The 12,812-nt window shown below is 36.8% G+C and carries 14 protein-coding genes; 6 read left to right on the forward strand and 8 right to left on the reverse strand.

From position 1 onward, the window contains the following. Positions 1 to 59 precede the first annotated feature (59 nt). Complete coding sequence (locus tag AC6CH7_RS09330; protein WP_498262434.1) at positions 60 to 296, reverse strand: TlpA family protein disulfide reductase; 237 nt, start codon at positions 294 to 296, stop codon at positions 60 to 62. Then, positions 272 to 709, reverse strand: a complete 438-nt coding sequence (locus AC6CH7_RS09335) for a hypothetical protein (protein WP_498262435.1) — start codon at positions 707 to 709, stop codon at positions 272 to 274. Before AC6CH7_RS09335 ends, AC6CH7_RS09330 begins: the two co-directional genes overlap by 25 nt. Before the next feature lie 151 nt (positions 710 to 860). Here AC6CH7_RS09335 and AC6CH7_RS09340 point away from each other — a divergent pair, with 151 nt between their 5' ends. Both AC6CH7_RS09340 and AC6CH7_RS09345 read left to right on the forward strand, forming a co-directional pair. Then, complete coding sequence (locus AC6CH7_RS09340; protein WP_498262436.1) at positions 861 to 1,796, forward strand: D-2-hydroxyacid dehydrogenase family protein; 936 nt, start codon at positions 861 to 863, stop codon at positions 1,794 to 1,796. Between the two features lie 88 nt (positions 1,797 to 1,884). Next, the gene (locus AC6CH7_RS09345) at positions 1,885 to 2,727 is read left to right on the forward strand and encodes a VOC family protein (RefSeq protein WP_498262437.1); all 843 of its coding nucleotides are present in this window, start codon (positions 1,885 to 1,887) and stop codon (positions 2,725 to 2,727) included. An 8-nt stretch (positions 2,728 to 2,735) separates the two neighbouring features. Here the strand turns inward: AC6CH7_RS09345 and AC6CH7_RS09350 are convergent, their stop codons facing one another. After that, on the reverse strand, positions 2,736 to 3,671 hold the full coding sequence (locus AC6CH7_RS09350; protein WP_498262438.1) for an NAD-dependent epimerase/dehydratase family protein: 936 nt from the start codon (positions 3,669 to 3,671) through the stop codon (positions 2,736 to 2,738). 90 nt (positions 3,672 to 3,761) lie between these two features. After that, positions 3,762 to 4,376, reverse strand: a complete 615-nt coding sequence (locus AC6CH7_RS09355; RefSeq protein WP_498262439.1) for a Crp/Fnr family transcriptional regulator — start codon at positions 4,374 to 4,376, stop codon at positions 3,762 to 3,764. A gap of 200 nt (positions 4,377 to 4,576) precedes the next feature. On the opposite strand from AC6CH7_RS09355, the gene AC6CH7_RS09360 reads away from it, so the two are divergent. Next, positions 4,577 to 5,227, forward strand: coding sequence for a hypothetical protein (locus AC6CH7_RS09360; protein WP_498262440.1), 651 nt, complete (start codon positions 4,577 to 4,579; stop codon positions 5,225 to 5,227). Here AC6CH7_RS09360 and AC6CH7_RS09365 read toward each other — a convergent pair. Together AC6CH7_RS09365 and chrA are read right to left on the reverse strand one after the other, a co-directional pair. Further along, positions 5,224 to 5,712 (reverse strand): DinB family protein, encoded by a 489-nt coding sequence (locus AC6CH7_RS09365; RefSeq protein ID WP_498262441.1) that lies wholly within the window; start codon positions 5,710 to 5,712, stop codon positions 5,224 to 5,226. The genes AC6CH7_RS09360 and AC6CH7_RS09365 overlap by 4 nt on opposite strands. A 32-nt stretch (positions 5,713 to 5,744) precedes the next feature. After that, on the reverse strand, positions 5,745 to 7,085 hold the full coding sequence (gene chrA / locus AC6CH7_RS09370) for a chromate efflux transporter (protein ID WP_498262442.1): 1,341 nt from the start codon (positions 7,083 to 7,085) through the stop codon (positions 5,745 to 5,747). Positions 7,086 to 7,461: 376 nt separating this feature from the next. On the opposite strand from chrA, the gene AC6CH7_RS09375 reads away from it, so the two are divergent. Beyond that, complete coding sequence (locus AC6CH7_RS09375; protein ID WP_498262443.1) at positions 7,462 to 7,776, forward strand: hypothetical protein; 315 nt, start codon at positions 7,462 to 7,464, stop codon at positions 7,774 to 7,776. Positions 7,777 to 7,819: 43 nt separating this feature from the next. On the opposite strand, the gene AC6CH7_RS09380 is transcribed toward AC6CH7_RS09375, so the two are convergent. Next, entirely contained in the window at positions 7,820 to 8,950 is a 1,131-nt protein-coding gene (locus AC6CH7_RS09380) for a S1/P1 nuclease (RefSeq protein ID WP_498262444.1), read from the reverse strand. 215 nt (positions 8,951 to 9,165) lie between these two features. On the opposite strand from AC6CH7_RS09380, the gene AC6CH7_RS09385 reads away from it, so the two are divergent. After that, entirely contained in the window at positions 9,166 to 10,362 is a 1,197-nt protein-coding gene (locus tag AC6CH7_RS09385; protein WP_498262445.1) for a PQQ-dependent sugar dehydrogenase, read from the forward strand. On the opposite strand, the gene AC6CH7_RS09390 is transcribed toward AC6CH7_RS09385, so the two are convergent. Beyond that, positions 10,346 to 11,467, reverse strand: coding sequence for a DEAD/DEAH box helicase (locus AC6CH7_RS09390; RefSeq protein ID WP_498262446.1), 1,122 nt, complete (start codon positions 11,465 to 11,467; stop codon positions 10,346 to 10,348). The two genes, AC6CH7_RS09385 and AC6CH7_RS09390, sit on opposite strands and share 17 nt — an antisense overlap. Positions 11,468 to 11,702: 235 nt before the next feature. Between AC6CH7_RS09390 and AC6CH7_RS09395 the strand changes: the two genes are divergently transcribed. Beyond that, positions 11,703 to 12,788: a helix-turn-helix domain-containing protein gene (locus AC6CH7_RS09395; protein WP_498262447.1), complete on the forward strand. Its 1,086-nt coding sequence runs from the start codon at positions 11,703 to 11,705 to the stop codon at positions 12,786 to 12,788. Positions 12,789 to 12,812 lie beyond the last annotated feature (24 nt).

Consider the following 12,812-nt stretch of genomic DNA (forward strand, 5'->3'; position numbering starts at 1 on the left):
TTTGGAACTTAATAACTCTATTGAATTTTTGTAACTTCTTCGTGATAGTGGAGAGCTGGTTAAGGCACGGGATTATTAATTAATTCACTTATCATCAATTCAAGTGTTCTTTCATTAGATTGTCCGATCATAAACTTCGAATAGATAATATTCCCATTCTGATCTATTAAATAATTTGTTGGATAAGCAAATGCTGTTAAATTGCCCGGATCGGCATTTATGTCAACTTTAAGTGACTTAAAAGAATAGCCTGTTGCTTTCAAAAAAGGAATTACATAATTATCCTGATCAGGCATTCCATTAATTCCAAGGTAAACGACTTGGTCTTTGCTAAATTAGGGTTAATCCCAACAGCCTTTAGTAGATAATTTTTAGCCTCTGGACTTTCCATTCTGTAAAAATATTCACCAATTACTGCTGGCACAGTAGAAGAGTTTGGAAAGCGCTTTATCCATTGATTGTACTGATTCTTTAAAGTACTGAAACCATTTGTTCTTGATGGATTAAATGAACGATTAAATTCGTCAAGATACTCCTCATGTGCTTTTAATTTATTGGGATTAGCTTCTACTACTAACCTAAGCTTTTTTAAAACTGCTGGTTCTTTGATCTCCTTTGAAGGAATGTTTAGTTCTGCAATACTAGATTCTTCTTGGGCGAAACTTGATAAAACAATTATTGACAATAAGAGCGCTAATTTAAACTTCATATGTTTGTTTAATGATGCAACATAAATCTACTTAAAAAGTTCGAGTTTTATTAGTGGTTAAAAGACTGGTTTTATTACTTTCAAATCATAAGTTCCGATTCATTTATTCCTAATTTTAATCAGATACTTTTACTTCATAAAAACAACAACAATGAAAACACTTCCCCAAATTGCCATATTGGATGATTATCAAAATGTAGCTTTTTCATTTGGCGATTGGACCAACGTTCATAAAAATGCCAGCATTACTGTGTTCAAACATCATATGGCTTCAAAAGAAGAAGTTATACGCACCTTGCAACCATTTCAGGCCATCTGTGTAATGCGCGAAAGAACGCCACTATCAAGAGAGATTTTATCTGGTTTACCTAATCTGAAACTTATTGTTTCTACAGGCAGGCGTAATGCCTCCATAGATGCAAAAGCTGCAGAAGAATTTGGGATTGCCATTTCAATTACCGGATACCATGCCAGTGGAGCACCGGAAATAACCTGGGCGCTATTGCTGGCAATGGCCAGAAATGTTGTGGCGGAATCAACATCTTTAAGGGAGGGTAACTGGCAAAGAGAAGTGGGAGTGGATCTGAAAGGGAAAGCCATTGGGATTATTGGGTTAGGTAATATTGGGAGCACAATTGCACGTTATGCAAAAGCTTTTGAAATGGAAGTGATTGCCTGGAGTGAAAACCTTACTTTAGAGAAAGCAAATGAACATGGTGTAAGACTGGTTAGTAAAGAAGAATTATTTAAAACGGCCGACTTTGTAACCCTGCATTTAGTGTTAAGCCCACGTTCCAGAAACATTGTAACTTCATCTGAACTTAATTTAATGAAACCAACGGCTTATCTTATCAATACCTCGAGAGGCCCCCTTGTAAATGAGGCCGACTTGATTAATGTATTGGAAAATAATAAAATTGCGGGAGCGGCTTTAGATGTTTATGATACTGAACCATTGCCAGTTGAGCATCCCTTCCGTAAGCTAAATAATGTGTTAGCTACACCTCATATTGGCTATGTAACAAAGGATACTTATAAGATTTTTTATGAGGATACCATTAGTAGATTAGAAGAATGGCTGTCATAATTCACCCCCTTTATTGTCAGTAATGCCCATCATAGAGCCTGTTTAATTGAAGTATCTTAGTACAACTAAATGTTTAAACCTTAAGACTATGAAAAATTTAATTTATCCTTGTTTAACCATCAGAGGTAAGATTGCAGAAGCATCAGATTTTTATATTCAGATTTTTGGGGAAGGAAAAATCAGTCAAACCTCACCATTCGTGATACAAATTGAATTAAGTGGACAAAAATTTATGTTGCTTAATGATGGGCCAACTTCATCTCCTAACCCCTCCATTTCATTCATGGTTATTTGCGAAAGCGAAGAAGAAACAGAAAGATACTGGAACAAATTGATAGATGGAGGCAATGCTTTAATGGCGCTTGATAGCTACGACTGGAGCCCTAAATATGGCTGGGTACAAGATAAATATGGCGTATCCTGGCAGGTGTACACTGGAGATAAAGCGCAGACTCCTCAAAAGTTTTGTCCTACATTAATGTTTACAGGTGATAAAGCAGGTAAGGCAGAAAAAGCGGTTCATTTTTACACAGAACTGTTTCCTCAGTCTAATATCCAGGGTGTGCTAAAATACAGTAAGGAAGATGATGATAATGAAGAATTTGTAAAGCATGCCCAATTTAAGATCAAGGATTTTGTAGCTATGGCAATGGATAGTTCAGCCAATCATGGTTTTGGTTTTACTGATGCAATATCTTTGGTTGTAGAATGTGAAAATCAGGAAGAAATTGATAAATATTGGGGTCAGCTAACGGCCAATGGAGGTGATGAAGTGGCCTGTGGCTGGTTAACTGACCCGTTTGGGATAAGCTGGCAAATTATACCTAAAGCACTAGGTAAATTAGTTAGCGATCCTGTTCGTGGCCAAAGGGTAATGGGAGCACTTATGAAAATGAAAAAACTGATAATTGCAGACTTGGAAAGTGCATAGCAGATTTTCTATTTTGCCCGGTACAAAGTCTCTGACATATGCTTTAGCCCATCCCTATAACTTGTTGGTTTTACATTGAATATATTTTCAAATTTTGAAGAATTGAAATTGTAGTCATGGTCATATTGATAATACATCTCTACAGTTCCGGCTACAACTTTCTTAAATAAACCCACCAACTGAAGCATAAACTTATTAATAGTAGTGTGAGCAGGCTTTACCCCGTAGATTTCGGCAGCCAATGTTATAAATTCTTTTCCTGTTATTGGTGCAGCAGTAGGCAAATGCCATATTTGATTACCAGAATCTGGCGTTTGCCCTAAAAGATACATTGCGTTGCCAGTATCAGGTATGTAAGTGAAATTGTGTAACACTTTTGGGTCGCCTATCCATTGTGCAGATGTTTTTTTTGCATACTTATCTAACACCATCATATCCAGAAAACTATTCATAGAATCTGTACCATAAAAATCTGCTGCCCGGGCAATTGTGGCTTGTATGTTTCCTGCCTTAACCTGATCCATCAGTTGTGTAGCTATACGCGCCCTAACCTCACCTTTCACACTAACAGGGTTGTATGGTGTAGTTTCGAGCATAGGACCTTTAACCAGCCCATACATATACACATTGTCGAAAAATATTAACCTCGCCTGCGTTTCTTTTGATGCGTTAATCAGGTTCTGCATAATTATTGGCCATTGCTGCTGCCATATGGCTTTATCATAAACCAGACCTGCGCACATGTAAACTACAGCAGAGCCTTTTACAGCTGCCAATACCTCTGCATAGTTTAACAGATCAGCTTTTTGCCAGGTAACGTTGGCACCTGTAACCTTTATGGGCCTGCGACTTACCAGGCGAATAGTTTCATTAGGATTATGACTTAATAATTCTTTTGTAAGCGCGTTTGCTGTTGGCCCACCGGCCCCTAATATAGTATGCATGTCTTTTCGATTTGTATAATACAAATGTAGTTGTGGCTTGTAAACCAAAACGTTAACAAAAGATAAGAAATTAATTATGTGTGCCTGTTATTAGGTATATATTAAAGTCCTTTTTCTTATCCGCGAAAGAGACACAGGTGTAACGCCTAAAAAATTGGCAACATAGTGTTGTGGTACACGCTGCATAATTTCAGGTGTTGTTTCGAGCATTTTAAGATAACGTTCTTCAGGAGTCTCAGTAATAAAAGATGTGATCCTGTCTTCGTAACAGCAGATGTAATGTTCTGCAACCAATCTGCCGAAACGCTCCATCTTGTAGCCCAATAATGGATGATTAAGCATCATGTTCATGTTTTTACGGGAAATAAGTATCAGTTCCGTTTGTTCAAGCGCTTGTATGTATCCAGTGCTGGGTTGCTGAGTAAGAAAGCTTTTGTAAGAACTTACAAATTCATTTTCAAAGCTGAAATATCCAGTTATTTCAGTGCCATCCTTAACATGGTAATAACGAACTGAACCATTTACAATAAAACCAATATCACTACAAACTTTATCCTTAATTGAAAAATGATCTCTCTTTTTAATAGCCTTATAGTTAAGGTACGATATGAATTTAATCCATTCGGCCTCATCAAAAGTGATGAAATGGGCTAATCCTTTACGAAATATATCTAAAGCTTCATTTGAAATGCTGGAACTGATCATAGGGAATGAATTACTGGATATAGATGATTTTATGAGTAAAAATAAGGTTTTATTTCTTTTTACTAATCATTTCAAGGGCGGATACTGTTCTTATCCGAACGGTAGATGTTCCATTTTGAACAGTACGGGTGGTTCAAAGCCTTATTAAGGTGGGTAAATTCATTGGCATAGCTCTTGAACCGTAAAGAAAAATCAATAATATGAAAAATCCAAAATCCTTACTTATACTTTTAATACTCATTTTCACAGTTAGTGTAAAAGTATCCGCTCAGAAAACAGTAACGGTAGACATTACAAAGGTTACACATACCGTAAATCGAACCATAAATGTGAGTGGTTCACCTCAACAGTCTATTTTACATATAAATTCAAAGTATGATGCAGGCTTTGCTCTAATAAAACACCGCGACTTTAAAGCAGGAGAAATAACGTTTGAAGTGAAAGGTGAAGATGTTTTCCAAAAAAGCTTTGTGGGGTTTGCTTTTCATATACAAAACGACTCTACTTATGAGGCGATCTATTTTAGACCGTTTAATTTTAGATCAAAGGATGAATTGCGTAAAAAACATGCGGTTCAATACATCTCCCTTCCAAACAATGACTGGCCAAAGCTTAGAGAAGGTTTTCCATTAAAGTATGAGCAACCGATCGGAGAGGATGTTAATCCGGCAGATTGGTTTAAGGTTCGGATTAAAGTGGAAGCAAAAATGATCCGTGTCTATGTAAATGAAAACCCTAAACCATGCTTGGAAGTGGTTCCTTTAGGTAATCTAAATTCCGGGAAGATAGCTTTCTGGACTGGCAGCGAATCTGCAGGAGATTTCAGAAACTTAAAAATCACAGAAAACTAACCTTTGCTTTGGTTTTCACCTGCTTGCAACAGTATTTTTTTTATCAGCGCAATCTGTCCTAAATGGTAATGAGTGTGTTCAATAATTCCCTGGATATTTCTGTAGTAGGTTCCGTATTTCTCGTCTGCAAAGTTTTCCCAAAGCTTATGCTCTGGCAACTGCTCAATAAGTTTAGTGAAGGTTTCGGCATCTGCAAAGGTTTTATCTAATAGATTGTCCCAGTCTCTTTGTGACTCGATTGGAAGAAGGTCTAAACTATATTTGTCGCTAGCTTCAAGTGGTCCTCCTTGTAATACCTTTAGCACTGCACTTATGTAGTAATTCACGTGATAAACTAAGGTAGCGATGGTATTAAAAGAATGAACCTGTGTTGTAGCTTGTTGCCAGTTTACATCTGTCAAGTTATCTTTAAGGTTTGAAGATGTCCAGTTCCCACCAAAATGAACATCTTTTAAGTGCTTTGCTAATTGCGCTGGTAAATTCATGTTGTTTAATATTAAACAGTTAAATTATAATATTATATGAAAATATAAAAATGCCCGAGACCAAAAAATAAGCTCAGTCCAATAATATAGAGGACGTTAACTTTAAATTTTTTCATTAACACCAGCGTAATAATAATCCAGGCCAATGAGTAAAAATCAATATGCTTAAAAGATACTTCACTGGGGAAAACAATATCTTTTCCCAGAAATAAGGTGAGGTTTAAAATCACTCCCACAACTGCAGCTGTTACAAATCCCAGAACATTGCCAATTGTTTTATTTCCATGTGTTTTTTCAATAATCGGTCCGCCAACAAATATGAATAAGAATGAAGGGACAAAGGTATTGAAAGTTGTAATTAAAAGCCCAATTGTGCCCATAAGGATGGAACCCGAAAAATGATTAAAGGCTGCCATAAATCCTACATAACAAACCACAATAATTAATGGGCCGGGAGTTGTTTCAGCCAAGGCAAAGCCATCAATCATTTGCATCTTACTTAGCCAGTTCAATTTCGAAACACTAAACTGTGCAACATATGGTAAAACAGTATAAGATCCTCCTATTGTAAACAATGCAGTTTGAGTAAAGAAGAGGCTTAGGTCTTTCCAAAATGGAAAATCAACAGAAAGAAAGTATAATAAAAGCAAAGGAATTAGCCAGATCAGCGCAAAAATAGCCGTTTGCTGCAAAGACTTGCTATTGGGTGTGTTTGTGCCACGTGCCACAGAGTTTTTATTAAAATAGAAAGTTTCTTCATCAGAAGAGATTTGGTCATTCTCCGAAATTCTATTAGCAGATAGCGCAGGCCATAATCGTTGGATCAGCACAGCGAGTAAAATCGTTCCTATTATGATCAGGAACATCGAGATGTTAAAGAAGTAAATACAGATAAAGGCTAAAGCGCACATTAAAATATGAAGTCTGGTATGGAATGCTTTTTTGCTTATACCTAACAGCGCTACGATTATGATAGAGATAACCGCAGGCTTAAACCCATTGAACATGGCAAACATCCGTGGCTGATTTCCAAAAGAAACGTATAGTACGCTTAGCAATAATAAAATAAACATGGAGGGAAGTACAAATAAAATACCAGCTATTAATCCTCCTTTTTTACCATGCAGCTGCCAACCAATATAAATAGCTAATTGCTGGGCTTCTGGACCGGGCAAAAGCATGCAAAGACTTAATGCATGGAAAAATCTGCTGTTGCTTATCCATTTTTTTTGCCCTACCAATTCCTCATGCATAATATTGATATGCCCTGCTGTTCCTCCAAAACTTATCCAACCCAGTTTAAACCAAAATTTTAAAGCTTCTTTAAATGAAGGCTTACCTTGGGGCATAACATTTCTATCTCTATTTTTCAACGTAGTCAATTAGGTTTCTATAATGGTAAAAGGAAAAATCTGGAACTATGCAAAAATAAACAAATTAATATCTTTAAGCAAGGGTATGATGAGATGTTTTTTGTGTTCGATTAAGGTGTTTTTAATGCTTTTTGATTGATTTTCTTATGTTGTCGCAACCCCTTTGTTGTGTGTGTGTGTTTGAGGCGTCAGGAGGCTTTAAAATAAGAAACGGATAATGGGTTGATACGCGTTCTTTTAAAAACTGTTTAAATATGGACTGAGAATTTTTTTCTATTGTTAATCAGGTATTAAGCTTTAGATAATGTTAAATTCGGTTGCATAATTTGTGGCTCTGCATCTTTTTGGTAATATTAGCGGCACTTGAGGATTACTTATGACTACCGTTACAGTACTTGCTATAATTGAACCAGACCTTAAACCTGCACCTCCATTGTCAAAGGTGATGAATGAAAGACTCTCTCGCTTTGCTACTGAGCTGCAGTATTCATTAACAAAAGAACTTATCGAAAACCGGAACTGCGAAGATCTGGTTATTTACATCAGCTATAATAGCAAGTATGCTGTTCGGTGGAAGATTGTAAACGATGTTCCTTCTGCCGTTGAATCTGAAGTTGCCAGGCAATGTGCTAAACTTGGATTTATTCTATGGAAGGGTAGCGAAATCTATAATTTCAAATCAAGAGAATAACTACAGCTAGAAATACTGTAGTCATTCATATCATTATTGGTGCTTAAAACTTGATCAGACTAGGGTCAGTCACTACCATCTCTGGTTTATTTTTAAATAAGCTCACTGTGCCTTGAATAGTTATGGTTTTTCCGTTAATCTTATCTGCCAGTACTTTCGCTTTTCCTTTTAGCGCCAGGGTAAGGAGTTGATTTGGGTGCGCTGCTCCAACATTAACCAATACCATGCTTTTAATGTCTTTCAGGCTAAATACTTTGCCTGTTACTATTACATTCTTGCCAACAGAGCTTTTTAAGTCAGTTAATTTTACCGGGATTGCTTTAGCCAAAGGTTTGGTGGGAACTATAGGAGTGGAGGCTATGGTTTTTTCTATAACGCTGATCTGTTGTTGTTGGTCATTGAATAGCTTGTTTAACTCTCCGGCCAATCTTATACCAGCCTGAGCAATACGCAGGTGGATAATTGCAATTGATTTTTTGTAGGTAGCGTCATCAATGTTACCGCCAGGCTGGGCCTCATCATAGATCTGAGTGCTTACCTGGTAGCTTTCCCATAACCATTGCATGGGGCTATCAGCCTGCCATTTCTTAACTTGTTCAGGGTTTGCCCAATCGTATTTTTTTGCCATTTCAGCATAATTGAATCCTTCATGGTCAATGAGTTTTCCATCCCATAAGGCATGCAAGTTGGTTCCATTTCCGTTAAATCTTACCTGCACATCGTTACCACCTTTATCTTCGGCGCGGCTAACATGCATGGGTTGGTGTGCATCACCAACCAGGTGGATCAGGAATTTTAATGCCTGATTTTTTTGTGCCAGACTAAGTGTTTTATCTTTAAGGTTTGCTTCTGCTTTTAAAATTGCAGTGTAAACATTGTCTTTATCTTGTTTAATAACATAATCTGTGAATTGTTCTTTGGTTAATCCAAGGGGCAAGTTGATGTAATGCCAGGATGCAGTCTTTTTGTATTGAGGATCATCACTAATCTCATCAGCCCAGGTGCTTGCTTCGCTCATGGTTTCACCTTTCAGATAGGTGTTTACTATGGTTTTTGTGTTTGTAGCTAAGTGTTTTTCCGCAATAGTGGCAATGGCTTTATGACCTTTCTGGCCCCAGGATACCAGGGCTATGGTCAATATAATTAGGGATGCGGTTAGGGTATATTGTCTCATGGCCCAAAGTTAATCAGGCGCAAAAGAATTCGGAATTTAAGTTGCCAACATTTTGTTTCCTTTGTAAACGTATTTCAGTAATGCAAATTTGCTTCACAATTTCTCCGAGGTCAGAATCCTGCAGTATCATAGTGAATACGATCTCAATATTTCATTATAGATGCCGTCGAGCCTAATAATTATGCTTTAATTACTAAATGCATTATATTAACATTATGAAATCAAGAGAACTCTCCTTAATAATTGTACTCGCACTATTATGTGTAATTACGAGAGCTAAAGCACAAACCGACTTATCACCATTAAAAGTTAATCTTCAACTCATATCCGATCAATTATCATATCCCACAGCATTTGCGGCACCAAATGATAAATCTGGCAGTTTATTTATTTGCGAGCAAAAGGGTAAAATCAGGATCATCAAGGATGGTAAACTCCTATCGAAGCCCTTTTTAGATTTCACAGATGAGGTACTGATGATGGAAAGCAGTGATGAAATGGGATTGTTGGGACTGACCTTTCATCCTCAATACGCAAAGAATGGCAAGTTCTATGTTTACTTTAGCAAGCGTGTTCCTAAAACTCCGGGCATAGACCATCAAAGTATTATTCGTGAATACAAAGTTTCTATAGAAAATCCTGATCTGGCTGATAAAACCAAATCAAGAGAAGTTTTGGTTATTAATGAACCTGAATCTAACCACAACGGAGGAGACCTAAAGTTTGGCCCTGATGGGTTCTTATATATAGGAGTAGGAGATGGCGGAGCATATAATGATATGCACGGTACTTATGGCAATGGACAAAATTTAAATACTTTACTTGGTAAAATACTAAGAATAGATGTGAATGAGCTTCCTTATGTCATTCCAAAAGACAATCCATTTATAGGAATGGAGAATAAAAAACCTGAAATTTATGCATATGGTTTTAGGAACCCGTGGCGGATTAGCTTCGACAAACTTAACGGAAGATTGTTTGCCGGAGATGTGGGTCAGAAGAACTGGGAAGAAATTGATATTGTTACCAAGGGTGGGAATTATGGCTGGCGGATAAGAGAAGGTACACATGTTAAATCTCCAAATGATCCTGATCCAAAAAACTGGATCAATCCAATAGCAGATTATGGTCGTAATGAAGGTATCAGTGTTACCGGTGGCTTTCTTTATCGCGGTAAACAACTTCCGGAGCTTTTCGGTAAATACGTTTTTGGCGATTTAATGGGAACCATTTGGACATTAACCGACCTTAACAAGGAACTCTGGAAAATGGAGAAACTCTCTATTTCCCGGGAACCTGGAAATTGGCAGATCTATAGCTTTGGTGAGGATCGTAACGGCGAGATCTATCTGCTTGTTAATCTTATTGAAGAAGAAAAAGGTGCGATTTATAAGATCATACCGGGTAAGTAGTTTTTACTTTCTTACCCATCTTTTTTTGGATTACTTCAAAATGAGGAAGCTCATTAGGACTAACCAGCGAAATTGCTTCCCCGGGTGTGTCAGCGCGGCCAGTTCTCCCGATACGGTGAATATAATCTTTAGGTGACCTGGGAAGTTCATAATTAATCACAAAAGGAAGGAAATTAATGTCAATTCCTCTCGCGATTAAATCTGTTGCCACTAAAACCCTAAGTTTACCAGATTTAAAATGAGATAAAGCCTCTGTTCTTGCTCCCTGGCTTTTTTTACTGTGAACAGCTTTTGCGTCAATATTATTTTTACGAAGTTTGTTCACAATGGCATCAACCTGATGAACAGAAGAAGCAAATACCAACACTTGTTTCATTTCATGATGGTTGATCAGATGACGTAGAAACGGGCCCTTTTTCTCATCGGTAACTATATACGCTACCTGATTGATAAGGTCAAGCGAATCTTCTTCAGTCTCGATTTTAATAACTACCGGATCATGCAGTAAGATTTGGCGAATGTGTTGCAGATCATCACTCAATGTGGCAGAAAACAATATATTTTGGCGTTTTTTAGGTAAAAGAGAAATGATTCTGTTTACTTCTTCTTTAAACCCCAGATTAAGCATCTTATCTGCTTCGTCTAGCACCAATGTTTCAATGGCAGATAGGTGTACAGCATTTGATTCTACCAATTCCAATAGCCTGCCAGGTGTGGCAACAAGTACATTCACACCTTGTAAAGCCATCATTTGCGGGTTAATAGAAACACCACCATATACGGCCAAGGTTTTAATAGGCACAGAAAGGCCCTTACTAAAAGTCTTAAAAACATCTTTTACCTGTTCAGCCAGCTCACGTGTTGGTACTAAAACCAATACATTTGCATGGCGATTTTTTACCCCTGCTGTTTCTTGCAAATTCATTAGAATTGGCAAAACATATCCGGCAGTTTTTCCAGAACCTGTTTTAGCTATGCCCAGCACATCTTTTTTATTTAATATGGCTGGTATAGCTGTTTGTTGAATAGGAGTAGGTGCTGTGAAATTGTGATTTACCAATGCTTCTAATAAAGCAGCCGATAAACCCAAGGAGGTAAAAGACATATTACTTATTTGGTGTAAAATTACACAAAAATATTGTTTACGCTATATTAAATAAACGACTTTGAAGCGACTCCTAACGACCTTTGTCAATTATAAGGCCCTTTAAAGCGATCTAAAAGTTGAGGAAAAAACTATGATGTATTAAAGAAGGTTCTTTGCCATTGCAAGTAGTATCCAATTGCTAATAATTGATTTTTTCTGCTTATTTTACATCGATAAAAGCTATAATGATTATATGGATGTTGGTAAAGGACTTTTATTCTTTTTCGGTGCTTTGGGTGTGTTTAACGGGCTCATTTTGAGTATTTATTTTTTCTTTTTTACCAAAAAAAAACATCTGTCAAATCTGTTTTTTGGAGCATTGCTCTTGGCTATAAGCTTAAGGATAGGTAAATCTATTTTTGTAAGTTTTTATCCTTCACTAGCTAAAATATATTTGCAGATCGGCCTTACTGCCTGCTTTTTTATTGGACCTTTTCTTTATTATTTTCTAAAATCAACTATAAACCCTGGTGCGCCTTTAACAAGATCTTCTAAATGGAGTATTGCTTTGTTATTTGCCATTATCCTGATCCCGGGAATTATATATCCTTATCAAACCTATCCAAAGCTTTGGAATAATTATTTTGTACAGATTATCTATGCAGAATGGTTTGCTTATTTGGTAGCTTCAGGATTGGTATTAAAAGATATATTGAAAAACCTGTTTGCAAAAGATTATAAAATGAAAGCCTCAGAAATATGGCTTCTTACTGTTTTTGGTAGTACAGCTCTTATCTTTGTCTTTTTCCAGTTGGCTTTGTGGAGAGCTTCATTTTCATTATATCTCAACGGTTCTCTCGCATTCTCTTTTTGCTTATACATGGTGGTTTTTATGCTTCTGTACCGAAAAAAAACAAACGACTTATTCATTTTGGGACAGAGCAAGTATCCTAACAAGAAAGTAAATGATGAAGATGCTAATACCTTACTTGCACGGCTCGAAAAGATAATGGTTGAGAAAGAGTTGTATAAAAACCCGGACCTTAAATTAAATGAGTTATCAAAGGAAGCTAATATTTCCAGCCATCAATTATCGCAACTCCTTAATGATAATCTGGGCAAAAATTTCACTACGTATGTCAACGAATTTAGGATCAATGAGGCGTGTAAAATAATGGCCTCAAGTAATCGCTTAACATTAGAATCAGTGGGATACGAAGTTGGATTTAATTCCAAATCCACATTCTTTGCTACTTTTAAAAAGCTTACGGGCACAACCCCCGCTATTCATCAGCAAAAAATACAAACAGACAATATTGCTTACAGTACGGATTTATAAATTCGTACTCCTGATTCCTGATTG

It is taken from the genome of Pedobacter sp. GQ55 (assembly GCF_059758925.1).

Bases quoted from the DNA above. Each gene is read 5' to 3' on its own strand.
- AC6CH7_RS09330 (WP_498262434.1), bottom strand. From the start codon at position 296: ATGCCTGATCAGGATAATTATGTAATTCCTTTTTTGAAAGCAACAGGC.
- AC6CH7_RS09335 (WP_498262435.1), bottom strand. From the start codon at position 709: ATGAAGTTTAAATTAGCGCTCTTATTGTCAATAATTGTTTTATCAAGT.
- AC6CH7_RS09340 (WP_498262436.1), top strand. From the start codon at position 861: ATGAAAACACTTCCCCAAATTGCCATATTGGATGATTATCAAAATGTA.
- AC6CH7_RS09345 (WP_498262437.1), top strand. From the start codon at position 1,885: ATGAAAAATTTAATTTATCCTTGTTTAACCATCAGAGGTAAGATTGCA.
- AC6CH7_RS09350 (WP_498262438.1), bottom strand. From the start codon at position 3,671: ATGCATACTATATTAGGGGCCGGTGGGCCAACAGCAAACGCGCTTACA.
- AC6CH7_RS09355 (WP_498262439.1), bottom strand. From the start codon at position 4,376: ATGATCAGTTCCAGCATTTCAAATGAAGCTTTAGATATATTTCGTAAA.
- AC6CH7_RS09360 (WP_498262440.1), top strand. From the start codon at position 4,577: ATGAAAAATCCAAAATCCTTACTTATACTTTTAATACTCATTTTCACA.
- AC6CH7_RS09365 (WP_498262441.1), bottom strand. From the start codon at position 5,712: ATGAATTTACCAGCGCAATTAGCAAAGCACTTAAAAGATGTTCATTTT.
- AC6CH7_RS09375 (WP_498262443.1), top strand. From the start codon at position 7,462: ATGACTACCGTTACAGTACTTGCTATAATTGAACCAGACCTTAAACCT.
- AC6CH7_RS09380 (WP_498262444.1), bottom strand. From the start codon at position 8,950: ATGAGACAATATACCCTAACCGCATCCCTAATTATATTGACCATAGCC.
- AC6CH7_RS09385 (WP_498262445.1), top strand. From the start codon at position 9,166: ATGAAATCAAGAGAACTCTCCTTAATAATTGTACTCGCACTATTATGT.
- AC6CH7_RS09390 (WP_498262446.1), bottom strand. From the start codon at position 11,467: ATGTCTTTTACCTCCTTGGGTTTATCGGCTGCTTTATTAGAAGCATTG.
- AC6CH7_RS09395 (WP_498262447.1), top strand. From the start codon at position 11,703: ATGGATGTTGGTAAAGGACTTTTATTCTTTTTCGGTGCTTTGGGTGTG.